Annotated in this window: 21 protein-coding genes; 10 read left to right on the top strand and 11 right to left on the bottom strand. The window is 58.9% G+C overall.

The window, feature by feature from the left end; all coding sequences use genetic code 11:
• Positions 1 to 335 precede the first annotated feature (335 nt).
• The 5 genes from EI293_RS16450 (at position 336) to EI293_RS16470 (ending at position 5,768) form a co-directional block, all read left to right on the top strand.
• Positions 336 to 599 (top strand): barstar family protein, encoded by a 264-nt coding sequence (locus EI293_RS16450; protein ID WP_125439629.1) that lies wholly within the window; start codon positions 336 to 338, stop codon positions 597 to 599.
• A gap of 243 nt (positions 600 to 842) precedes the next feature.
• The gene (locus EI293_RS16455) at positions 843 to 1,547 is read left to right on the top strand and encodes a hypothetical protein (RefSeq protein WP_125439630.1); all 705 of its coding nucleotides are present in this window, start codon (positions 843 to 845) and stop codon (positions 1,545 to 1,547) included.
• 826 nt (positions 1,548 to 2,373) lie between these two features.
• On the top strand, positions 2,374 to 3,444 hold the full coding sequence (locus tag EI293_RS16460; RefSeq protein WP_125439631.1) for an SDR family oxidoreductase: 1,071 nt from the start codon (positions 2,374 to 2,376) through the stop codon (positions 3,442 to 3,444).
• A 240-nt stretch (positions 3,445 to 3,684) separates the two neighbouring features.
• Entirely contained in the window at positions 3,685 to 4,383 is a 699-nt protein-coding gene (locus EI293_RS16465) for a hypothetical protein (RefSeq protein WP_125439632.1), read from the top strand.
• Positions 4,384 to 4,559: 176 nt separating this feature from the next.
• Positions 4,560 to 5,768 (top strand): porin, encoded by a 1,209-nt coding sequence (locus EI293_RS16470; protein ID WP_125439633.1) that lies wholly within the window; start codon positions 4,560 to 4,562, stop codon positions 5,766 to 5,768.
• Between the two features lie 154 nt (positions 5,769 to 5,922).
• On the opposite strand, the gene EI293_RS16475 is transcribed toward EI293_RS16470, so the two are convergent.
• On the bottom strand, positions 5,923 to 6,939 hold the full coding sequence (locus EI293_RS16475) for a pectinesterase family protein (protein WP_125439634.1): 1,017 nt from the start codon (positions 6,937 to 6,939) through the stop codon (positions 5,923 to 5,925).
• A gap of 181 nt (positions 6,940 to 7,120) precedes the next feature.
• On the opposite strand from EI293_RS16475, the gene EI293_RS16480 reads away from it, so the two are divergent.
• The gene (locus EI293_RS16480) at positions 7,121 to 7,729 is read left to right on the top strand and encodes a DUF3885 domain-containing protein (protein WP_125439635.1); all 609 of its coding nucleotides are present in this window, start codon (positions 7,121 to 7,123) and stop codon (positions 7,727 to 7,729) included.
• A gap of 98 nt (positions 7,730 to 7,827) precedes the next feature.
• On the opposite strand, the gene EI293_RS16485 is transcribed toward EI293_RS16480, so the two are convergent.
• From EI293_RS16485 to EI293_RS16520, 8 genes are all read right to left on the bottom strand, one after another.
• A complete protein-coding gene (locus tag EI293_RS16485) occupies positions 7,828 to 8,646 on the bottom strand; it encodes an enoyl-ACP reductase FabI (RefSeq protein WP_125439636.1) in 819 nt (272 codons plus the stop codon).
• 124 nt (positions 8,647 to 8,770) lie between these two features.
• Positions 8,771 to 10,444: a DNA repair protein RecN gene (gene recN, locus EI293_RS16490; RefSeq protein WP_125439637.1), complete on the bottom strand. Its 1,674-nt coding sequence runs from the start codon at positions 10,442 to 10,444 to the stop codon at positions 8,771 to 8,773.
• A 152-nt stretch (positions 10,445 to 10,596) separates the two neighbouring features.
• A complete protein-coding gene (gene porD / locus EI293_RS16495) occupies positions 10,597 to 11,520 on the bottom strand; it encodes a type IX secretion system protein PorD (protein ID WP_125439638.1) in 924 nt (307 codons plus the stop codon).
• Positions 11,513 to 12,166, bottom strand: coding sequence for a phosphopantothenoylcysteine decarboxylase domain-containing protein (locus tag EI293_RS22645; protein ID WP_125439639.1), 654 nt, complete (start codon positions 12,164 to 12,166; stop codon positions 11,513 to 11,515). Before EI293_RS22645 ends, porD begins: the two co-directional genes overlap by 8 nt.
• A gap of 126 nt (positions 12,167 to 12,292) precedes the next feature.
• Positions 12,293 to 12,850: a flavoprotein gene (locus EI293_RS22650; RefSeq protein WP_125439640.1), complete on the bottom strand. Its 558-nt coding sequence runs from the start codon at positions 12,848 to 12,850 to the stop codon at positions 12,293 to 12,295.
• 117 nt (positions 12,851 to 12,967) lie between these two features.
• A complete protein-coding gene (locus tag EI293_RS16510; protein WP_044001175.1) occupies positions 12,968 to 13,297 on the bottom strand; it encodes a DNA-directed RNA polymerase subunit omega in 330 nt (109 codons plus the stop codon).
• 130 nt (positions 13,298 to 13,427) lie between these two features.
• Complete coding sequence (locus EI293_RS16515) at positions 13,428 to 14,255, bottom strand: outer membrane protein assembly factor BamD (RefSeq protein WP_125439641.1); 828 nt, start codon at positions 14,253 to 14,255, stop codon at positions 13,428 to 13,430.
• 111 nt (positions 14,256 to 14,366) lie between these two features.
• Complete coding sequence (locus tag EI293_RS16520; RefSeq protein WP_170170413.1) at positions 14,367 to 16,034, bottom strand: OstA-like protein; 1,668 nt, start codon at positions 16,032 to 16,034, stop codon at positions 14,367 to 14,369.
• Between the two features lie 262 nt (positions 16,035 to 16,296).
• On the opposite strand from EI293_RS16520, the gene tilS reads away from it, so the two are divergent.
• The 4 genes from tilS (at position 16,297) to EI293_RS16540 (ending at position 20,127) form a co-directional block, all read left to right on the top strand.
• Entirely contained in the window at positions 16,297 to 17,625 is a 1,329-nt protein-coding gene (gene tilS / locus EI293_RS16525) for a tRNA lysidine(34) synthetase TilS (RefSeq protein WP_125439643.1), read from the top strand.
• A gap of 106 nt (positions 17,626 to 17,731) precedes the next feature.
• On the top strand, positions 17,732 to 18,673 hold the full coding sequence (gene mdh, locus EI293_RS16530; RefSeq protein ID WP_044001171.1) for a malate dehydrogenase: 942 nt from the start codon (positions 17,732 to 17,734) through the stop codon (positions 18,671 to 18,673).
• Positions 18,674 to 18,780: 107 nt separating this feature from the next.
• Positions 18,781 to 19,413: a macro domain-containing protein gene (locus EI293_RS16535; RefSeq protein ID WP_125439644.1), complete on the top strand. Its 633-nt coding sequence runs from the start codon at positions 18,781 to 18,783 to the stop codon at positions 19,411 to 19,413.
• A gap of 12 nt (positions 19,414 to 19,425) precedes the next feature.
• Positions 19,426 to 20,127, top strand: coding sequence for a DNA alkylation repair protein (locus EI293_RS16540; protein WP_125439645.1), 702 nt, complete (start codon positions 19,426 to 19,428; stop codon positions 20,125 to 20,127).
• Between the two features lie 60 nt (positions 20,128 to 20,187).
• On the opposite strand, the gene EI293_RS16545 is transcribed toward EI293_RS16540, so the two are convergent.
• Together EI293_RS16545 and EI293_RS16550 are read right to left on the bottom strand one after the other, a co-directional pair.
• The gene (locus EI293_RS16545; RefSeq protein ID WP_125439646.1) at positions 20,188 to 21,084 is read right to left on the bottom strand and encodes a rhomboid family intramembrane serine protease; all 897 of its coding nucleotides are present in this window, start codon (positions 21,082 to 21,084) and stop codon (positions 20,188 to 20,190) included.
• Between the two features lie 101 nt (positions 21,085 to 21,185).
• Positions 21,186 to 21,968 carry a rhomboid family intramembrane serine protease gene (locus tag EI293_RS16550; RefSeq protein WP_125439647.1) on the bottom strand — a complete coding sequence of 261 codons (783 nt, stop codon included), beginning with the start codon at positions 21,966 to 21,968 and terminating at the stop codon, positions 21,186 to 21,188.
• Between the last annotated feature and the right edge of the window lie 95 nt (positions 21,969 to 22,063).

The raw sequence follows: 22,063 nt of genomic DNA on the forward strand, positions 1-22,063 counted from the left end.
ATGATTTTAGTATTTTAGGGAAGCTAAGGACCTTTAGCCATTACTTATACACCATGCTATTCGCACAGGCTACTATGGCTTTCCCCATTGTCTTTCCCTTATTATTTGGGGTAGTATTTGTAATCATCTATCTGAGTATGATTCTTATTAATACGCTTGCTACAGCAGTAAATAAGTATCAGCAACGCTCATCTTTACCCGTTATCAGCCTTACATCTATTACAATTGCATCGTGTATCGTAGCTACTTTAGCATGCATCTATTTCGTATACATCCTATCCACGCAGCCTCTTATAAATTAAGAGTCCACCTGTAATTTTACAGGATTGACACCCATGACCCTCGACCTCACCGGCATCACCAGCAAAGCCGCCCTGCACCAACTGTTCAAGGAGCAGCTGGGCTTTGAGGAATGGTACGGCCCGAGCTGGGACGCCTTCTGGGATTCGGTAGTGGCCATTGTGGAAATGCCGCCCGTACTCACGCTGACCAACTGGGAGGAATTTGCCCGCTGCTGCCCCCGCGACATGGAGATTCTGCGGCAGGTGATGCAGGACTACGCCGAGGAAATGGCCCCCAAGCGGATTGAGTTAGCCTGAACTGGCGCGAGTGTAGGCCCAGCCGTAACGCGCCGGTAGCCGGCAGTAGCGCGAACTTTGTAGTTCGCGCCCCCGCGCCGTTGAAACGATTCTACTGGCGCGGGGACGCGAACTACACAGTTCGCGCTACTGCCCAAAATATTCCCACGTTGCCTGCTTGCCAAATTCCGGCTTCTCAATACCTTACAACCGGCCCGCGCCTGGCGGTCCGGGCTATGTTATTCCATTCCTTACTTCTTTACCATGTCGGCTTACCGGAGTTATTTCGACCACTTTTTTGCGACGATGCCCATCTCGCGCACCAACTTTAAAGCCCTGGGCCAGGGCACCCACACGGCCCTGACGCAGGCCGCCCTCGGGGCCGAGTTCAACGCCCACCTCACGGCCCTGCAAACCGCCCTCGACGGCTTCGATGAGAACCTGACCGACGCGGCCGAGCCCACCGCCGGCGGCACCGAGGCCTACCGCGCCGCCCGCAAGCAGTGGCTGCTGTTCGTGGATGACGCCATGAAGGACTACGTGACGCCCCGCCTGCGCAAGCTGCCCGCCTACGCCGATTTCAAGCGGTACGGCAAGAGCAAGCTCGCCGGCCTCGACCAGGCCGCGCTGCTTCAGGAGTCCAAGCTGTTGCTGGAGCTGTATGAGCGGTACGCCGCCGAGCTGGGCAACCCCGGTCTGCCCGCCGCCGCCCGGGCCGCCTACCAGCAGCTCTCCGCCGCCGACCTCAGCCGGGATACCACCGGCGCGGCCAAATCCCAGGCCCGCGTGGCCCTCACCACCGACTGGCTCACGCTGGCCCGCGCGCTGCGCCGCCTCAAGGCCCAGTTGGAGCTGCGCTTCGAGGACCCCGAGCAGGTGTACCGCTTCTTCGATTTCAGCAAGACGCACGCCGCCACTAAAAAGGCCGCCAAGCTCCCCCGCATCCCGGCACCCGCCCCAATGTCTTAGAGCGTGTTTGGGAATTTATGAAAACGTCGTTTCTGTCATGCTGAGCTTGTCGAAGCATCTCTACCGCTTCGTTGAAAAGCCCCATACGAAGCGGTAGAGATGCTTCGACAAGCTCAGCATGACGTTCTTTTCAAATTTCCAAACACGCTCTTAGCCTCCGGCCTGGCCCGCTTCGGCTTCCAGAGTAGCAAAAGCCGCCCCCGCCTTGGCCGGGGCGGCTTTTGCATGTATAAACAGTGCCCCCGTCCTTGCCTACCCCCGCTTTCGGAAACCATGTAGCCAGGGTAGGCAAGGACGGGGGCTCTTTTGATGATGCGCAAGTGCGTGCGTCCTTTCCTACCCCCACTTTCGGAAACCATGTAGCCGGGGTAGGCAAGGACGGAGGCATTTTTGGTGATGTGGAAATGCCCGTTGCCTTGCCTACCCCCGCCTACTGCTGTTTCGGAAGCCTGACTGCCCCGCACTGGCCCCGCACTGGCGCGAGTTTAGGCGCAGCCGTAACGCGTGACCAGCTTTGGCGGGGCGGTTGCACCTTCCCTGCCGCGCCAGCGGCAAGCCGGTACCGCGCCGGCCGTAGCAGCTGGGTGAGCGTTACCGTTCGGGCGGGGGAGGCACAGCCTACCGGCATGGGAAGGCACGCGTTACGGCTGCGCCTAAACTCGCGCCAGCAACGGCCAGCAACGTCAGCTAACGACAACCGGCCCGACGGCTTCCAGCCGCCGGACCGGCACGGCCTTTCCGAAACAAGACAAATCCGCCATCCGGCTGTTGTAGCACCTTGCGCCGTACACAAAGCGGCAACCACATTCCCCGAATTTCCCTTCTCATGCAGGATATAGCCCTTGTAGTAGGTGCCAGTGGCATCATCGGCAGCAACCTGGCCCGCGAGCTGGTGGCTCACGACTGGCCCACCTACGGCCTGGCCCGCACGCCCCGCCCCGACGACGTGCCCGGCCTGCACCCCGTAGCGGCCAATTTGCTCGACCCTGCCAGTCTGCAAACCGCCCTGGCCGACCTCGCGCCCACCCACGTGTTCATCACCAGCTGGATGCGGCAGGACACCGAGGCCGAGAACATCCGCGTGAATAGCCTGATGGTGCGCAACCTGCTGGAGGCCCTGACCCCCAAGAAATCGGTGCGACACGTGGCGCTGGTCACGGGCCTGAAGCACTATCTGGGGCCGTTTGAGGCCTACGTGAATGGCGGCACCCCGCCGCCCACGCCCCTGCGTGAGGAGCAGCCCCGCCTCCCGCTCGACAACTTTTACTACGCCCAGGAAGACGAGGTGTACGCCGCCGCCGCCCGCGACGGGTTTACCTGGAGCATTCACCGGCCCCACACCATCATCGGCAAGGCCGTGGGCAACCTCATGAACCTGGGCACCACCCTGGCCGTGTACGCCAGCATCTGCAAGGAAACCGGCCGCCCCTTCCGCTGGCCCGGCTCCGAAGCCCAGTGGAACGGCCTCTCCGACGTGACGGACGCCCGCATGATCGCCCAGCAGCTGCGCTGGGCCGCCACCGCTGAAACTGCCCAAGACCAGGCCTTCAACATCGTGAACGGGGACGTATTCCGCTGGAGTTGGCTGTGGCCGCGCCTGGCCGCGTGGTTCGGGGTCGAGTCCGTGGGCTTCGACGGCACCATGCACCCGCTGGAAGCCGAACTGAGCCAGGATGCCGCCGTGTGGCGCGAAATTGCCGAGCGGCACGGCCTCACCGAGCCCACCCTCGACCGCCTCGCCTCCCCCTGGCACACCGACCTGGACCTGGGCCGCCCCATCGAAGTGATGACCGACATGACCAACAGCCGCAAGCGCGGCTTCCTGGCCTACCAGTCCACCGAAGATTCCTTCTTCGACCTGTTCGCGCAGCTCCGCACCGACCGTTTGATTCCGTAGTAGAGACGCAATATTTTGCGTCTCGTCGTTGCTGATGTTGTTCAGTAAGCCCAACGCCGTTCGTTCGACGACGAGACGCAAAATATTGCGTCTCTACGCCGTTCTAACCGGCCTCAACCACGCTGCTAAGCGTCGTTGGGGCCGGTTTTTGGTTTTTATCCGAGCCTTTGCCGCGGGCCGACGTATACGCAAGCAGAACAGCGGCGCACCTGCGCCGCGTAGTCCATTTAGCTTTTCCATATGCAGAAGTTCACCGTAGAACGCCTCACCTTTGATACCCTCACCCAACTGCCTAACTCCTGGGAACCGGCCGATTATAAGGACCTGCTCACCAAAACCGGCTACGACAACCCCGACGACATAGCCGCCAACGAGCTGACCGACATGGCCCACATGGCCCTCACTGACCTGGAGCCCACCGAAGCCGCCCAGCTGGTGCTGGAGTATCTGTTCGAAGACCAGCTCACCACCGGCCAGATCGAAAACCTGGCCCACCAGATGCTCACCGAAAAGCTCTGGGAAGAAAACCCTGAACTGGAGCAGCACGAAGGTTTCTTCAAGGCCACCCAACTGCTCTACACCGCTTACAATGGCAAGTTCCCCCGCGCCGAAGCCGTGCAGTTCCAGGTGCAGCTCACCGCCGAAGACGCCGAGGCGCTGAGCATCTTCGACCAGCAGCCCGAAGCCCCGCTCCTACGCCTGCTGGCCCAGGGCATGCCCGATAACACCTTGCTCAAGCGCCTTTTCCACGAGCAACTCGACGGCACCAGCTTCCCCGAAGCCCCCAGCATCATCTGGCAGCTCACGCCTTCGAAAAAAACCGAGAAATCCGTAGTCTTTGACGTGGTCAGCTCCGCCTACTGGCTCGATGATTTCAAGTACGCCGACACCTACGAAGCCACCACCCAGGCCGACGCGGTAGCCGAAACGGCGGAGTAGCTTTCAGTAGCGCGAACTTTGTAGTTCGCGCTACGACCGGCCCAACCTCATCCGGCCCCCGTTACCCCAGGGCAGCGGGGGCCGAATGGTGCAGATGGCATTGGTAACACTGGCGTAATACACCGGACACATTCATGAAATGATAATGCCGCACTTTGTGCCAGCATTATCATTTCATGAAGAAACTGTTAATCACCCTGTTGCTGCTGGCTGCCGGCCGGGCCCACGGCCAAGCCGCCGACTCGGTTTCCTCGGAGCCGGCCCCGACGCCTAAGTGGTATCAAACTGTCTCCATCCGGGGTTACGTGCAGGCCCGCTACAACCGGCTGCTGGAAACCAACCCCGACCTCACCTGCGAGCAGTGCGACCGGTCGTGGGGCCGCAACGGCGGGTTTTCGCTGCGCCGGATTCGCATTATCTTCTTCGGGCAATTGCACGAGCGGGTGTATTTCTACCTCCAGCCCGATTTCGCCAGCACGCTCAGCGGCAGCTCTTCGCTGAACGCCACGCTCCTGCGCGACGCCTATTTTGATGTGGGCCTCGACAAGGCCAGCCAGTTTCGGGTGCGGCTGGGGCAGAGCAAGATTCCGTTTGGGTTCGAGAACATGCAGTCCAGCCAGAACCGCTTGGCCCTGGACCGCAGCGACGGTATCAACAGCTCCTTTTCCAACGAGCGGGATCTGGGCGCCTTCCTGTACTGGGCCCCCACGGCCGTACGCCAGCGCTTCAGCCGCCTCGTGAAAGACGGCCTGAAAGGCTCCGGCGACTACGGCGTGGTGGGCCTCGGCGTATTCAACGGCCAGACCGCCAACCGCCCCGAGCTCAACAACCAGCGCCAAATCGTAGCCCGCGTCACGTACCCGCTGGAAATCGGGGGCCAGATCATCGAGCCGGCATTGCAGGCCTACACCGGCGAGTACGTGGTGAACCGCGACCAGCTGTCCAGCGGCGTGAAGCACCGCCCCGACCTGCGCTACCCCGACCAGCGCATGGCCGCCACCTTCGTGGTGTATCCGCAGCCCTTCGGCGTGCAGGCCGAGTACAACGTGGGCCGCGGCCCCGAGTTCAACCCCAGCACCGACAGCATTGAAACCCAGCGCCTGCACGGCGGCTACCTGCTCCTCAATTACCGCCTGCAATACAAAGGCCAGCAGTTTTACCCCTTCCTGCGCGCCCAGTACTACGACGGCGGCAAGAAGCACGAGCGGGACACCCGCAGCTACCAAGTGCGCGAGGCCGAACTGGGCGTGGAGTGGCAGCCCTTCCCGAGCTTCGAGCTGGTGACGATGTACACCCTCTCCAACCGCCGCTTCGAGGATTTCCAGAAGCCCGACAACCGCCAGCGCGGCGGCCTGCTGCGCCTGCAGGCCCAGCTGAATTTCTGAGGTGGCCTGTTATCTTGCTGAGCCGAGGTAAAGACCGTCATGCTGAGCGCAGCCGGAGCATCTCTACCGCTTCGTTGCAATAGCAATCCAGATAAAGCGGTAGAGATGCTTCGGCCGCGCTCAGCATGACCGTTGTGGATATTCCAGTTCCGCCTCAATCGGCCGTGGGGTCCCAGTTGCGCAGCACGTTCTGGCGGGTGTACTGCCGGGCTTCGGCCTCGGAAAGCTGCCGGGCCCAATTGACGCGCCTGGCGGGGGCGGCTCCGGGGCCGCGGCTCTGAAACTCGGCGTAGCGGGCGGTTTGCTTGTTACTCTCCTTGTCCCAGTGGTCCCAGCCTTCGGGCTTGATCTGCCGGCCCAGCTCGCAGCCTATAAACACGGTTTTGGCGTAGGGCCGCCAGGGCCGGCCCAGGTAGAAGCTGTTGGCCGGGGCGTCGCCGGTTATGCGGCACTGGTTGAACACGTAGCCGTAGCGGGTGCTGTCGGGCGTGGAAGCGGCCGTGACGAAGCCACTGGTTTTGCAGAAAATGGTGCACTTCTCAAACCACGCCGTGCTGCTGCCGAAGATGAAATCCACGGTGCCTTCGATGTAGCAATCCTGGTAATACTGGCGGCTGCCGTAGCCGTAGGTGTACAGCGTGTCCTGGAAACCCAGGAAGCGACAGTTCCGGAACCGGGCTTTGTCGCCGGCCACCCACACCGCCACCGCCTGCCCCACCGGCCCCGAGGAGTTCTGAAACGTGAGGTTTTCGGCCGTGAAATCGGAGCCGTAGATGTAGCAGCTGGCCGAGCCCGACGTGCCTTTGTCTTCCCCGAAAATGTTCTTTTTCTGGTTGTAGTCGTCGTACGTCAGGATGGTTTGCTCCCGGTCCTCGCCCACCAGCTGCACGAATTGCTTGGAGCCGGCCAGCAGCAGCTTCTCCTTGTACACCCCTTTTTTGACGAAGATGGTCGTGACTTTCTTTCGGAAATCGGGCACGGCATTGAATGCCTCCTGCACCGTCCGGAACTGCCCCGACCCATCCTGCGCCACCACAAAATCGTAGGCCGGTGCCACCTGCGCCTGACTCAGCAGAGGCCAAAGCAGCGCCAACACCAGCAGCAGACGCGTCAGACTATTACGGGTGGAAAGATTGGCAAACGAACGCACATTCAACGGCTGGAAGGACATAGGCAGGGTAATGTAGCAGCCATCGAAAACAGGTGCTACTCCGAGCGAAATCACCGCTGATTCTTCGGAGGCATCAAGCTACATGATACTGCTAAGGGCTGGTTTATGACAGCAGAAGTGCCGTTATTTCCTCGCAAACGATGTCGGGAACGTTGCCGCGTCGTCAGAACCTGTTTGCTGTATGCCTTCTCCACTAGCCCAATTCCTGCAGCAGCACGCCACCAAACCACTGGATACACGCTTATTGTATTACGAGCTGCCTACCTGGATTCGCTTTGACCTGCAAGGCACCCTTTCGCCCGATGACGCCGGATACTTTGCTCAGGTCTTGCATCGAGCCAGTACCCTATTCGAGGCAGCCTTCGCACCGACTGACGAGGTGTTGCTAGTGTACCAGAAACACCTATACAAACGTCACCGAATCCGCAGCAATAGCTACTTGTTCCAGCAGATGGGCATCGGCAAGCGAGACATCACGTTTCGTAATTGGCGGGCTATACCTAACCCGAAGTGGTATAGTGAGGGCCGTTGGAACGAGGCACTTTATTCTACCGCCGCGGCCCAGATACCGCATCAAGCGCTGCTGGCCGCCATCAGCTACCAGGATTTTCCAGACCAGAACAAGACAGCAATTCATGGTCGGCTCCACTTTTTCAACCGGACCCGGGGACTCATTTTCTTTATGTACGATGACCGTGGCCTACTCATCAGCAGCAACACCCCTGAGACAACCCGACCCTTATATCAGGAATACAAGACTGGATTCTCGACTATGACCGAAAAACCATAGACGCGCTGTTTGCAGACGCTACTCCCCGCAACACCTGAACGCAACAACGCCCAGCCAAACCGGCCGGGCGTTGTCGTTCACTGGAAAATTCGAACAGGCTACTGCTTGGCGTTCGACATTAGCTCTACGATTTCCTCCGAGATGCCGGTGGTGCTGAAGCCGCCGTCGTGCATGAGGTTCTGCATGGTCACGTAGCGCGTCAGGTCCGAGAATAGCGAGATGCAGTAGTCGGCACAGGCTTCGGCCGGGGCGTTGCCCAGCGGCGAGAGGCGGTTGGCGTACTCGTAGAACGCATCGAAGCCGCTGATGCCGGTGCCGGCCGTGGTTTTGGTGGGCGACTGCGAGATGGTATTCACGCGCACTTTCTTGAGCTTGCCGAGGCGCTGGCCGTAGCTGCGGGCAATGCTTTCGAGCATGGCCTTGGCCTGCGACATGTCGGTGTAGTCGAGGAAAGCGCGTTGGGCGGCAATGTAGCTCAGAGCCACGGCCGAGCCCCACTCGTTGAAGGCGTCCTGCTTCTCAGCCACGGCCAGCATCTTATGGAACGACAGCGCCGACACGTCGAGCGTTTTCTGGTACCACTCGTAGTTCAACTCGCCGTAGTGCTTGCCCTTGCGGATGTTGGCGCTCATGCCGATGCTATGCAGCACGAAATCGAGCTTGCCGCCGAGGTGCTCCTGGGCTCCCGAAAACAGCTTCTCCAGGTCCTCCATGGAGGTAGCATCGGCCGGGATGATGGGCGCGTTGCACTGCTCCGAGAGTTTGTTGATTTCGCCCATGCGCATGGCCAGCGGGGCGTTGGTGAGCACAAAGCGGGCCCCTTCGGCGTGAGCCTTCAGGGCGACTTTCCAGGCAATGGATTCTTCGTTTAGCGCGCCGGAAATGATACCGACTTTGCCCGCGAGCAGGTTTGACATCTTGAGTGATTTAGTGATTTAGCGACTTAGTGAGCAGGAAAGTAATGCATCCCTTTCCATTTCATTACCAACAAGAGGCAGCAAGTTAAACAATCACCAAATCACTAAATCACTAAATCACCATTTACCCCGCCATTTCCACCCCACGCAGCGCCAATAGCTCCCGGGCACTCTGGGTGGCGTGCTGGCTGGGATTGGCCCCGGAAATCATCTGGGCAATTTCCTGGATACGCTCCTCCTGGCTGAGCTGACGGATGCGGCTCACGGTGCGGTCGGCGCGGTCTTCTTTGTACACGAAGTAGTGCGCGTCACCGGCGGCGGCCATCTGGGGCAGGTGGCTGATGGCAATGAGCTGATGCTTTTTGGCCATCTGCTGCATCATGCGGCCCACTTTCACCGCAATTTCGCCGCTGATACCCGTGTCAATTTCATCGAACACGATTGTCGGCAGAGCCGTCTTATCAGCCAGCATGTACTTAATGCACAGCATCAGGCGCGAGAATTCCCCACCCGAGGCGGCCTTGCTCAGCGTCTGGGGCTGGGCGCCTTTGTTGGCCGAAAACAGGATACTGATACTATCGGTGCCACTGGCGCTGGGTGCGCATTCCTGGTGCTGCACCACAATGCGCGCGTGCGGCATACCTAAATCCATAAGCAAGGCGGCCAGTTCCTTTTCGAACTTCGGAAACACTTTGCGGCGGGCTTCTGAGAGGCGCAGCGCCTGTTTCTGCACGGCGGCCAGGCTGGTTTCCACCTCCCGGCGCAGGCGGCTGATTTGCTTATCCAGGTTAAGTACGGAGCTTACTTTGTCGCGCAGGTCAGCGCGCACGGCCAGCAGGGCTACCACATCCCGCACCTGGTGCTTGCGCTGAAGACTGTAGAGTACGTTCAGGCGGCCCTGCAGCTCATCGATACGGGCCGGATCACCCTCTGTACGGCGTTCTACCGCCTCAATTTCGGCGGCCACGTCGTGCAATTCAATCAGGCAGCTATCCAGGCGGTGCTTTAATTCCCGCACTGGTTCTGAGTACGCCGCAATCTGGCCCAGCAGCGTGGCGGCGTCCTTCAGGGCACTGGTGGCGCAGTATTCATTTTCTGCTATTCCCTGGAGCGCATGGGTGAGCTTGAACTTGATTTCCTCAGCGTGCTCCAGCTCCTTTACTTCCTGCTCCAGGTCATCCTGCTGCTCATTATCCAGACTGGCCTCCTCCAGCTCATTGAGCAGAAAGCTGTGGTAATCCAACTCTTTGTTAGCCTGGGCCACCTGGTCTTCTAACGCCTTCAAGTCGGCATCCTGCTTGCGGTACTGCCGATAAGCGTTGCTGTACTGGCCCCGCGTGGACACTAACCCGGCGTACAGGTCCAACAGATTCAGCTGAAACATGGAGTCGCCCAACAGCAGCGTATCGTGCTGGGAGTGGATATCCATGAGGTTAGCCCCAATATTGCGCAGGGTTTCCAGCGTCACGGGCGTATCGTTGATGAAGGCGCGGCTTTTGCCAGCCGGACTGATTTCGCGGCGCAGAATACATTGCCGGTCATAGTCCAAGTCTTCGGCCTCGAAAATATCCTGGAGTTGATATCCGCTGATATCAAACTGCCCCTCAATCACACACTTCTTGTCGGTGTCGAAGAGCATGCGGGAGTCGGCGCGGTTGCCCAGCAGCAGCCCAATAGCCCCCAGCATAATCGACTTACCCGCTCCTGTTTCGCCGGTAATGATGTTGAGCAGCGCCGATGGCCGCAACTCCAGCTTCTCAATGAGGGCGTAATTCTGAATCCGCAGATCAACCAGCATAACATGAACCAAATGAGGCCGGTACGCCGGCCGCAGCTACCAAAAAAGTGAGGCTACGGGCCGGCTGCACAAAACCGCGTCTAGTAGCTTTAGCAAAGCTACTAGTTCATTTAGTCAGATGCTAATTAATTTTGCCCTCGGATTTCCCCAGATCAAGGTTGCCGCAGAATGGTCTGGTATTTCGCCGAGTTGGTCGGGTCCATTTCCGTAAGCAGCGTGGTTACCTGGGTTTTCTGTTCCTGACTGGGGCTGGTACGAAACACATCCGAAATTTCGGCGGCTTTGGTGGTGAAGAAGGCCCGGGCCAGTAGGGTGCCGGGCCGCCGCTGTACGGCCTGCTGCACGCCCTGCAGCGCCGTAGCCATACCGGCCCGGGCCTCCTCAGGCTTGGTAATAAAGATGTCCATTCCCTGCCGGTAATACGCGTAAATGGCGCTCCGGAAAGCTTCCAGCTGTGGGTCCTGCAGGTTGTTGAGCAGCCAGTACCGGTTACCGTTGTTGGTATCCTTCCAGCCCTCGTCGGCCTCATTGGTCACGTTCTGGGAGGCCGCATTGACCAGAATCGTGCGGGCCCGGTCATAGTACGGCGAGCCGCTCAAGGGCGCGAAGCTGTCCTGGTCCATCCCGATGATGATGTAGGCATAGAAGGTCAGCAAAGACGACAGGTTCCCCACAAACGTGTTCTGCGAGTAGTCAATCGGGTTCTGGGGCGAGTAGTTGAAAATCCAGCCCCGGTCAGCGAAGCTCAGCACGTTGGTTTCGTAACCCGTACCGTACACCGGCCGCGTACTCAGAATCCGGACGGTGGCTTTAAATGTCCCGTTCTGCGGAATTTCGGTAATGCCCACGAACACCTTACAGCGGATTTTCTCCTCAGGGCGATACACTTGGTTGGTGAAGGCGCGGGTATTCAGGAACGTCTGCATGGCGTTCTTCATCTCCTGCACCAGCTGCCGGTCGGAAATGGTCACGTTTTCGGTGGTTACCGTTACTTCGGACAGCAGCTCCTGCGCCTGTACCGGAAGCGTGAGCAACAGAACGGGCAACAGCAAAAATAACGGCAGAAACTTACGCATGAGGATGGGGCAAACGGGTCAGAACGGCGCGGACAATATCACGGGCCACTTCAGCTTTAGATTTCAGGTCGAAGATAGTTACCCGCCCGTCAGCTTCCAGCAGCGTGATTTTGTTGGTATCATGGCGGAAACCGGCCCCGGCGTCACGCAGGGAGTTGAGCACCACGAGGTCAAAATTCTTACGTTGCAGCTTACCGAGGGCGTGGGCCTGCTCGTTCTCCGTTTCCAACGCAAAACCCACGGAAAATTGTTCGGACCGCTTGATTTTCCCCAGCTCGGCAGCAATATCCACGTTCTTCACCAGCTCCAGCAGCAGCGTGTCGCCTGCCTTCTTGATCTTGTTTTCGGCAACGTGCGCCGGCTTGTAGTCAGCCACGGCCGCCGCAAATACCCACACATTGGCCATAGCAGCCTCGGCCACGGCGGCCTGGTACATCTCATCCGCCGTCTGCACGCGCACCGTCCGGATGGAGGGGCTGGTTGGGTCGGGCAGATTGGTCGGGCCGCTGATGAGGAGCACCTCCGCGCCTTCCGCCGCAAACGTCTCGGCCAGCGCGTAGCCCATTTTGCCCGTGCTGTGGTTGCCGATAAACCGCACCGGGTCTAGCGGTTCATAGGTAGGGCCGGCAGTAATGAGGACGCGCATGGGCGAAGTCAAAATAAAAAGGTGCAAGGGAAAAGTGCCATTGATTAGTCAGAGCACGGGGTTGGCATACGCTAATCAAAGATATGATTCAGGCGCCTGATGAAAGCCCCTTTGACTTTTCACTTTTTATCTTTCTCCTCCCTGAAAAAACTGTTCCAGTGCCTGCACCATATCCTCCGGCTCCAGCATGCGGCCGGGGCCGTTGAGGCCGCTGGCCAGCTCACCAGCCGGCGACTCCCACACCGTGTTGCCATACTCGCGTAGCCGACGCAGATTAACCTGCGTGGCCGGGTGCTGATACATATCCAGATCCATGGCGGGGGCCATGAACACGGGGCAACGGGCTGAGAGGTACACAGCATCAAGCAGCGTGTCACAAAGCCCGTTAGCCAAGTGAGCCAGCGTATTGGCGGAGGCCGGGGCCACCACCAGAGCATCGGCCCAGAGGCCCAGATGCACATGGTTGTGCCACTCGCCGGCCTGCTCGTCTTTCAGAAAACCCTGCAAAACCGGCTGCTTCGATAACGTGGCCAGCGTCAGGGGCGTGACGAAGGCAGCGGCAGCAGGCGTCAGAATTACCTGCACGCTGGCACCCGCCTTTACCAGCAGCCGCACCAACAAGGCCGATTTATACGCGGCAATGCTGCCGCATACACCCACCAGAATTTTGCGCCCTTGTAGCATATAACGAAAATCAGTACTGAGGGACGATAATAGCCGAACGCAAAAGCGCCATGCTCAACCCGGCAAAAAGCGTGATGGGTTGGGCATGGCGTATTTGCGGTCAGGCAAAGTAGCAGGTTAGCCTTTTACTTCTTCTTCGGCCGGCGTGCGGAAATGCACCTTGCCTTCCAGGAACTCCTCAATAGCGAGGTTGGTGGGCTTGGGCAGCCGCTCATAGTGCTTGGAAATTTCGATTTGCTCACGGTTCTCGAACACCTCTTCCAGGTTGTCGACGGTGGTAGCAAACTCGGCGAGCTTGCCGTTCAGCTCTTCCTTCAGCTTCACCGAAATCTGGTTGGCGCGCTTCGAGATGATGGCCAGGCTCTCGTACACGTTGCCGGTTTCGTGGGTGAAATCCGACATATTGCGGGTTACAATGGAGGCCGAAACGTTGTTGGGAGTCTTCATATTCTTCTTAATGTGAAAAATGTGCGAGGAAAAATGCGCCTAGGATGGAGAATGAAGAACTGAAAAAGTGAAGCAGCAAACAACTACGCTCATTTTTCCGGTTCAACCCATGGTTAGGCCATTCAAAAATCTATTTGGCCGCCGTGGGGTCGGCGGGCTTGAGCTTCTCGACGGCATTGCGGGCCGTATCGTACATCCGCTCTGCTTCTTTGAGGCTTTTGCTTTGCGGGAAAGCATCGATGAAGTTCTGGTAGAACGCAATAGTTTCCAGATACCGTTCCCGCTGCTTTTCCTCCACGCTTTCCGTGGCCAGATCAAATTGGGCACTCAGCTTCAGGAAAGCAGCCTGCTCGCCGTACGCCGATGAGGGATATTGCTGCTGGAAACCGGTGAAGGCCGTTACGGCTGACTGGTAGTAGCGCAAATCGTAGTACAACCGGGCACCATTGAACGCCTTGTTTTCCAGCTTCTTCTGCAACTCCTGCGACATACCTTCGGTTTCGGCGCGGAAGCGGCTCTCAGGAAACCGGTTCAGAAAATCCTGAATCACCTCAATGGCCGAGTACGTGTTGGTCTGGTCGAGCTGAAACTCCGGCGAGTCGCGGAACAGGGATTTAGCCTGCATGAAAGCAGATTCCTCAGCGTACGTAGAGTTGGGATAGGTTTCGTAGAACGTCTTGAAGTAGTACGCACTCAGCGTGTAATTGCGCTGCCGGAAGTTGGTGTTGGCGAAGTAGAACTGCGCTTTTTCTGCCTCCGGACGGCCTTTGAGCAACGGAATCAACTCTTCCAGCAACGTACCGGCCTTGAAAAAGTCGCCTTTATCGTAGTACTGAATGGCAGCTTCGTACTTCTTGTTCACGTCGGTACTCTTGAGCAGCTTCTGATAGCCGGTACAGGAGCCGAGCAGCAAGGTGCTCAATAACAGAACAAAGAAGGCAGGACGGAAAGACAGCATAAGGGGCGCAAAGGTAAGAAGAATCGGTGAGGCAAATCAGTTGTCGGCTATCTGTGGCCAGTTGCCGGCGCAGAAACGGAGCCGGCTGGTCCGGTTACTGCCTTTCTGCCACTATTTCTTCACGGGTTTAGGAGCGGTTCGGGGATTGGTGGCCGGCTTTTTCGACGCGGCTTTTTTGGTAGTTGTTTTCTTGGCGGGCGTCTTTTTCGCGGGTGCCGCCTTTTTTTTAGGTTTGGCAGGTACCGGTGCAAAGTGTTTTCCTAATGTCTGGCGGCGGGTGGGGCGCTCGGTGAGGCGCCAGCGGAAATCCTTTAGTTTGGCATCTTCCGCCTTGAGTTCGTTGGGCGGAATGAACTGGGCTTCGGGGTTGGTGAGAAAACTGATGGTCTGCAGCTTGCTGTCCTGAAAGCGCAGGGCCATAGTAGCCGACACGCTTTTGTTCACGCCCGACACGGCCGTGTCGCCTTCAAGAGCATAGTAGAGGCTCTCGGCGTTGCCAAGCACATCAATTTTTTTTATGGCCTTCTCCCCGAAGTACGCCACCATGTTGCGGCCCTTTACCTGGTTGAAGTTGCCCAGCGTATCCTCCCCGATGCTGAAGGCGTGCCCAAACAGCCGCATCTGGTCAATTTTGCCGCGGCGCTGCTGAATCTGCATGGAGTCGGCGGTGAGCTGGTTGCCCTTGTTCCAGAGCACCGGGTCGTGGCTGAGGTAGATGATAGAGTCCTGCCGGTCGTAGGTGAGCGAGTCGCAGCGGCCCTGCAGATCCGCGCGGAAGATGCGCACCTTGCGGTAGGCGTAAATCACGCCGGCCTTGTTCTGGGGCGGACGACCTTCCACGCTCACCAGCGTATCGGCCGACAGATACAGCGTGTCCTTATCGGAGATGTTGCGCATCACGGGCTGGCTACCGTACACCTTGGCGCGGCCCTGGGCCCGCCAATACCGCCCCACGTCGCCCCGAATAACGAGGTTGTCCTTTTTGGAAGTCATCGACACTCGGCCGGTGGCCACGCCGTACTGCCGGGCTTCGTCGTAGTACAGCTTGTCGCCGCCCAGCAGGTAGTTGGGCGTCTCGATTTTGGCGTTGCGGGCGAAGTTGGAAATCTTGGTAGCGGTGTTGTAGTTGCCGTTTTCCGCGTAGATGTTGCCCTGCTTGCCCTTGATGCGCGTCGGACCGAAGAAGTAAGCAATCTTGCTGACAGTATTGTACTGCAGCGTGTCGGTATCGATGGTATTTTCCTTGGTCACCAGCTTCACGTTGCGCTTGAAGCTGAACACCTTGCTGACTGTATTATAATAGCCAAACTGACTGTCGAGCGTATTTTCGGGGTCCTGGAGGTGGCCGCCGGTGCTGTAGTACGCCAGGTTGTTGTTCAGGTCGTAGTCGAGCAACTGGGTGGTGAGCGTCATGCGCGGGTCGCGCATGGTCACGTTGCCGGTTATGCGGGCCTTGCGGGTGTCGCCATCATAGGTGCCCCGGTCGCCGGTAATGGTGATGGTATCGTTCTGGATGATGCGCACGTTGCTGAAGGCCTCCAGCGCGTTGCGCTCGGTGTACTGATACGCCGAGTCGCAGTAGAGCAGCGTGGTACCCTGGCGGAAACTCACGTTGCCGATCAGCTTGCGGATTTCCACCCCGTTAAAGTCGCCGCCCTGCAATTCAGAAGCCGTCAGCAATTCAATCTGCTGGCCTTTTTGCGGGGTTACGGGTGGGTTGCCGGCACGCGCGGCCGGGCGCTGCTGGGCCCAGGCCAGGGCCGGCAGCAACAGCAACAACAGAAGAAAAAGAGGCTTCGGGAACGACATTTCGGCGCAAAGGTACAGAAGGGCCGCTGCTAACGGTTTTCTTTGTGGAATAGTACAGGTCTTCTGTTTAGAGCGAAGGTTAGCTCCCCTCCCTGGAAAGGAGGGGCTGGGGGTGGTTGACACTCTTTGAACGTCTTTTTTAGCTCTAGTATATAGCCTGTTCAATTGTCATCAACCACCCCCAGCCCCTCCTTTCCAGGGAGGGAAGCTAGCCCTAGATTTCACTTCCCTCATGCTTGACCGGATTCAACCCTTCATTCAGGAACACGCCCTCTTCTCCCCTACCGACCAGCTGCTGGTAGCCGTCAGCGGCGGCCTCGATTCGGTGGTGTTGGCCGACGTGCTGCACCGACTGGGCGTGAAGTTTGGGGTGGCGCACTGCCACTTCGGGCTGCGGGCCGAGGAAGCCGACGCCGACGAGCAGTTCGTGCGCAAGCTGGCCGAGAAGTACGAGGCGCCCTACTTCGTGGAGTTTTTTCAGACCAAAAAGTTTGCCGAGCAGGAAGGCATTTCGACGCAGATGGCGGCCCGCGCTTTGCGCTACGAGTGGTTTGAGCGCATCCGGGCCAGCCAGGGCTACGCCGCCATTGCCACCGCCCACCACCAGCGCGACACCGCCGAAACCATGTTGCTGAACCTCACCCACGGCACCGGCCTGGCCGGTCTGCACGGCATCCGGCCCAAAACCGGCCATTTGGTGCGGCCCCTGCTGGCCGTGAGCAAGCCCGACCTCTACGACTACGTAGTAGAAAACCGCCTGATCTGGCGGGAGGATGCCAGCAACGACTCGCCAGTGTACCAGCGCAACCGCCTGCGCCTAGAGGTGCTGCCCGTGCTGCGCGACATCAATCCCAGCCTCGACCATACCATGAGCGTCACGGCCGAGCGCGTGGGGGCGGCCGAGGAAATTGTGCGCCGCTACGTGGAGGAAACCGCCGCCCAGGCCCAGCGCCAGGAGCCCGAGGCCACCTACCTCGACATCCGTTTGCTCCAAAAAACGGCCGCCACGGCTTTAGTGCTGCACGAGTTGTTGCGGCCCTTCGGCTTCAGCTACCTCGTCACCAAGGACGTTGTGCAGAGCTTCGGGGCCGAGCCGGGGCGCCGCTTCGAGTCGCCGACGCACCAACTGGTGAAGGACCGCGACCAGCTGGTGATTACCCCGCGTAAGCTCCAGAAGTTCGGCACCCACCAGCTCCAGGCCGGACAGGAGGTTCTCAAAATTGACGGCCTGCACCTGCGCACCGAGCTGCTGGAAGTAACGGAAGGCTACGACGTACCGAAGGGCAAAGCCGTAGCGGCTCTGGATGCCGACGTGCTCAAGTTCCCGCTCACGGTGCGCCCCTGGCAGGAAGGCGACTGGTTTATGCCCATCGGGATGAAGGGCAAAAAGAAACTCTCCGACTTCCTTATCGACCAGAAAGTACCCCTCAACCTCAAAGACAACGTGTGGGTGCTGGTTTCCGCCGACGGCAAGATTGCCTGGGTTATCGGCTTCCGGCCCGATGAGCGGTTCAAGGTGACGGAGAATACGGAGCGGGTGCTGGTGGTGAAGCGGATGTAATCTATTCAACTGGCGGCTTCATTTCTTCCGTTGCAAGGCCGCACCTCTCGGCTCTATCCCGTAGCTTTACGCGCATCCCATAGTTCACACCCAATTCCATCCACTGATGAAAGTTACCGTAGTTGGAGCCGGCAACGTAGGCGCGACCTGCGCCGATGTACTGGCCACCCGCGAAATTGCCAACGAAATTGTGTTGGTTGACATCAAAGAAGGCTTCGCCGAAGGCAAAGCCCTTGACATCTGGCAGAAAGCCCCCATCATCGGCTATGATTCGCGTACGGTGGGCGTCACCAGCGACTACGCCCGCACGGCTGACTCCGACGTGGTGGTGATTACATCCGGCCTGCCCCGCAAGCCCGGCATGACCCGCGACGACCTGATTTCGACCAACGCCGGCATCGTGAAATCGGTAACCGAGCAGGTGGTAAAATACTCGCCTAACGCCATCATCATCATCGTGAGCAACCCGCTCGACGTGATGACCTACCAGGCCCACCTCACCTCCGGCCTGCCCCGCGAAAAAGTATTCGGCATGGCCGGCATCCTGGACACGGCCCGCTACCGTGCTTTCCTGGCCGAAGCCCTCAACGTGAGCCCCAAAGACATTCAGGCGGTCCTCATGGGTGGCCACGGCGACACCATGGTGCCCCTGCCCCGCTATACCACCGTAGGCGGCATCCCCGTTACGGAGCTGATCGACAAAGCAACCCTCGACGCCATTGTGCAGCGTACCGCCCAGGGCGGCGGCGAGCTGGTGAAGCTCATGGGCACCTCGGCCTGGTACGCGCCTGGCGCGGCTGCGGCTCAGATGGTAGAGGCCATTGTGCGCGACCAGCGCCGTGTGTTCCCGGTGTGCATCAAGCTAGAAGGCGAGTACGGCATTGATGGCGTGTACCTGGGCGCTCCGGTTATCCTGGGCAAAAACGGTATTGAGAAAGTAATCGAGCTGCAGCTCAACGACGAGGAGAAAGCCCTACTGGAAACCTCGCGCGGCCACGTGAAAGAAGTAATGGACGCGCTGGACAACATGAGCAAGGCTTCGGCCTAAGCTTCTCCAGCCTCCGATAGAAACCGGCCGTTCTGCGCAAGCAGGGCGGCCGGTTTTTTGTGACCAAGAAATGCCGGAATGCGTAGTTTACGGTCCTAAACCCTTCTATGCACTTTTACTTCACGGACACCAACTCAGAAATTACGGACGCCTGGCAGCGCGTTTTCGCCGATGTACCGCAGGTAACTATCCGGCATGGCTCTATTTTCGAGGTGCCCGCCGATGCACTGGTAAGCCCGGCCAACAGCTTTGGCTACATGAATGGCGGCATCGACTTTGCCATTTCCAAAACGCTGGGCTGGCACCTGGAAAAGGATCTGCAGCACGTCATCCGGGAGAAGTATTACGGGGAGTTGCTGGTGGGACAGGCGGAAATACTGCCCACCGGCCATGCGCCGTTTCCCTACCTGATTGCCGCGCCTACCATGCGCACGCCGATGACCATTACGCGGGGCCCGAACGTGTACCATAGTATGCGGGCGCTGCTGCTGCTGCTTGAACACGGCCACCTGCCCGATGGCCGTGTTGTAAAGGATGTGGTGCGTACGGTGGCCATACCGGGCCTGGGCACGGGTGTAGGGCAGGTAAGACCACTGGTATGTGCCCGCCAGATGCGCCTTGCCTGGGAGGATGTATTGCACCAGAAACATGCCACCGTGGCCGGTTGGGAGGAAATGTGCGGCAATTACGCCTACTTCTACACCCACAACCAGTCCGACATCCGGTACAACATTCCCTAATCCACCCGCAGCATGCTCACCGCCCATGATGTACTCGTTCGCATTCACGCCCTGGCCGACCCGGAGCGGGCGGTAGCGGTGGCCCGCTTCTTCAAAACCGGCCCCGGTGAATACGGCGAAGGGGACCAGTTTCTGGGCCTTACCATGCCCCAGCAGCGCCTTTTGGCCCGGGAGTTTCAGCAGCTACCGCAGCAGGAAGTACTCAGGCTACTGCACAGCCCCTGGCACGAATGCCGCTCGGTGGCGCTGGTGATCTGGACGCTGCAGTTCACTAAAGCCGGACCTGCCGGGCGGACAGCCATTTATGAGCAGTACCTGGCCAACCGCCACTTCGTAAACAACTGGGATTTGGTAGACATCACCTGCCCCAATATTGTGGGAGGCTATCTGCTGGATAAAGACCGGGCCCCGCTTTATGAGCTGGCAGCTGAAAACCACCTGTGGAGCCAGCGGATGAGCATTGTATCTACGCTGGCTTTTATTCGAAAGGGCCAGTTTCAGGACACGTTTGCCGTAGCAGAGCTACTACTCTCCCACCGCCACGACCTTATTCATAAAGCTACCGGCTGGATGCTGCGGGAGGTAGGCAAGCGCAACGAAGAAGCCCTCGAAGAATTCCTGACTGACCACCGGGGCCAGCTGCCCCGTACTGCTTTGCGCTACGCCATTGAGCGGCTGCCGCCTGCCCGACGAAATTGGCATATGGGCAAATAAGAAGCCCGCTGCAAACAATGCAGCGGGCTTCTTATTTGCTTAGAGAGCTGGGTTTGAAGCTTATTTCTGGCTGGCCCGGAACAGTTTCTGCTTTTCATCCTTCGACAGACTTTCATAGCCGGAGTGCGAAATCTTATCCAGAATCAGGTCGATTTCGTCTTGGCCGGGTTGGGTAGCCGGGCCTTTCTTGACGGCTGGTGCGGCGGCTGTAGCGGCGGCACTGCGGTGAGTTACGCGCAGGTTAGGACGCCCCGTCACGAGGCGGACAACCCAGTCGCCCACTGCCTGAATGGGGCGGCCCAGGTCGCGGCCGGCCTGGAGCTGCTTCACGAACAGGAAGCCAAGCAGGGCCCCGCCCAGGTGAGCTATATCGCCCCCGGCATTGCCGCCATTCACCCCCGCAATGCTCACCAGCACCACCACCGCCGCAATGTATTTGATGCGTACCGGCCCCAGCAGGATAATGGAGAACGTGTAATCGGGCAGGAGCGTGGCGGCGGCCAGGATAACGGCCGTAACGCTGCCGGAAGCCCCGTACAGGATAGCCGGACCTACCCGGAACGCGGGAATAAAGTTGAACGCCAGCAGGTAAATTACCGCGCCTGCTAAGGCCCCCAACACATACAGGCTCACCAAACGCCGGTCGCCCAGATACTCCCGAACGAGCCCGCCAAACCAGTACAGATTGATCAGATTGAACAGGATGTGAAAGAAGTTTATGTGAACGAAGCTATACGTGAGCAGCGTCCAGGGGCGGGTAAGCAGGAGCGCCGGCACCGAGGGCACCGCCAGCCAATCCATGAGCAGCAGGTGGGCGTCCCGGTTTTTGGTTATCACAAACATAACCGTGCGAAACAGCACCAGAAACACGAACACCAGCACATTAATCAGCAGCAGCTGATTCAGGGCATTATCGCGGCGGCTAAAGGCGGTTCGGATATCGTTGGCAATGCTCATCGAGAAGGGCGGGTAGGGAAAACAGACCGGGTGGAAAGGAATCGGGAAGGAATGTCCACAATTTTCGTGCAAGCGGCGTCACCCGGCCCACACCTGACAACCTAGTACAGGCGTTTTCGGTTGCGCTGCCATACCAGCAACACCAGGAAACCAACGAGCATTCCGCCCAGGTGGGCAAAGTGCGCCACATTGTCGCCGGGCACGCGGTGAATGCCAAAAGCGAATTCGTAGAGCCCATAGAGCACCACGAAGTACTTGGCCTTAATGGGAATCGGTATCGGAAACACCACTAGCTCAGTGTTCGGAAACAGCCAGGCAAAGGCCAGCATAATCCCGAACAATGCCCCCGAGGCCCCCACCATCGGCCCATTCAGGCTGCCCTGGTAGAGGCTATCGAACTGCGCCAGGCTTTGCTGGATTACGTACGTGTTGCCCGGGTTTTTATGCAGCTCGTAGGCCGAGGACTTATATGTATCCACTAACTCCGGAATGTTCGTTTCCACGAAATCCAGCAGGTTCAGATCCGTCGGGGCGGCGCGGAAGGCTTCCAGTTGCTGGCCCATGCGGTGCACCTCGTAGGTGCGCAGCCCGTCGTAGAGCGCACCCGCCCCCACTCCGCAAATCAGCCAGAACGTCAGGAACCGTTTGGCACCCCAGCGCTGCTCCAGCAGCGGCCCCAACGACACCAGGCCAATCATGTTGGAGAAGATGTGTGCTCCGTTGGCGTGCATAAACATGTACGTCACTACCTGCCACAGGCCAAACGCGGGGGAACCTACCGGATACAGCGCCAGAAAATCAAGCGGTAACAGGTACTTGCTCGCCAGAAACACCACCACGTTGGCGATGAGCAGATTGCGAACCATGGGGGTAAGCTGGAACATAGGGCAAGCGAAAAGAGCAAGGTTTACGGGTTGAAACTACGCAGATACGGCCGGACTGGTGAACCGATTCCACCGCCGGCTATACGGGCCGGCTC

It is taken from the genome of Hymenobacter perfusus (genome assembly GCF_003944765.1).
GTDB classification, from domain to species: Bacteria; Bacteroidota; Bacteroidia; order Cytophagales; family Hymenobacteraceae; genus Hymenobacter; species Hymenobacter perfusus.

Bases quoted from the DNA above. Each gene is read 5' to 3' on its own strand.
- EI293_RS16545 (WP_125439646.1), bottom strand. From the start codon at position 21,084: ATGAGCATTGCCAACGATATCCGAACCGCCTTTAGCCGCCGCGATAAT.
- mdh (WP_044001171.1), top strand. From the start codon at position 17,732: ATGAAAGTTACCGTAGTTGGAGCCGGCAACGTAGGCGCGACCTGCGCC.
- EI293_RS16450 (WP_125439629.1), top strand. From the start codon at position 336: ATGACCCTCGACCTCACCGGCATCACCAGCAAAGCCGCCCTGCACCAA.
- tilS (WP_125439643.1), top strand. From the start codon at position 16,297: ATGCTTGACCGGATTCAACCCTTCATTCAGGAACACGCCCTCTTCTCC.
- EI293_RS16470 (WP_125439633.1), top strand. From the start codon at position 4,560: ATGAAGAAACTGTTAATCACCCTGTTGCTGCTGGCTGCCGGCCGGGCC.
- EI293_RS16535 (WP_125439644.1), top strand. From the start codon at position 18,781: ATGCACTTTTACTTCACGGACACCAACTCAGAAATTACGGACGCCTGG.
- EI293_RS16550 (WP_125439647.1), bottom strand. From the start codon at position 21,968: ATGTTCCAGCTTACCCCCATGGTTCGCAATCTGCTCATCGCCAACGTG.
- porD (WP_125439638.1), bottom strand. From the start codon at position 11,520: ATGCGTAAGTTTCTGCCGTTATTTTTGCTGTTGCCCGTTCTGTTGCTC.
- recN (WP_125439637.1), bottom strand. From the start codon at position 10,444: ATGCTGGTTGATCTGCGGATTCAGAATTACGCCCTCATTGAGAAGCTG.
- EI293_RS22650 (WP_125439640.1), bottom strand. From the start codon at position 12,850: ATGCTACAAGGGCGCAAAATTCTGGTGGGTGTATGCGGCAGCATTGCC.
- EI293_RS16540 (WP_125439645.1), top strand. From the start codon at position 19,426: ATGCTCACCGCCCATGATGTACTCGTTCGCATTCACGCCCTGGCCGAC.
- EI293_RS22645 (WP_125439639.1), bottom strand. From the start codon at position 12,166: ATGCGCGTCCTCATTACTGCCGGCCCTACCTATGAACCGCTAGACCCG.
- EI293_RS16455 (WP_125439630.1), top strand. From the start codon at position 843: ATGTCGGCTTACCGGAGTTATTTCGACCACTTTTTTGCGACGATGCCC.
- EI293_RS16475 (WP_125439634.1), bottom strand. From the start codon at position 6,939: ATGTCCTTCCAGCCGTTGAATGTGCGTTCGTTTGCCAATCTTTCCACC.
- EI293_RS16485 (WP_125439636.1), bottom strand. From the start codon at position 8,646: ATGTCAAACCTGCTCGCGGGCAAAGTCGGTATCATTTCCGGCGCGCTA.
- EI293_RS16510 (WP_044001175.1), bottom strand. From the start codon at position 13,297: ATGAAGACTCCCAACAACGTTTCGGCCTCCATTGTAACCCGCAATATG.
- EI293_RS16515 (WP_125439641.1), bottom strand. From the start codon at position 14,255: ATGCTGTCTTTCCGTCCTGCCTTCTTTGTTCTGTTATTGAGCACCTTG.
- EI293_RS16460 (WP_125439631.1), top strand. From the start codon at position 2,374: ATGCAGGATATAGCCCTTGTAGTAGGTGCCAGTGGCATCATCGGCAGC.
- EI293_RS16465 (WP_125439632.1), top strand. From the start codon at position 3,685: ATGCAGAAGTTCACCGTAGAACGCCTCACCTTTGATACCCTCACCCAA.
- EI293_RS16480 (WP_125439635.1), top strand. From the start codon at position 7,121: ATGCCTTCTCCACTAGCCCAATTCCTGCAGCAGCACGCCACCAAACCA.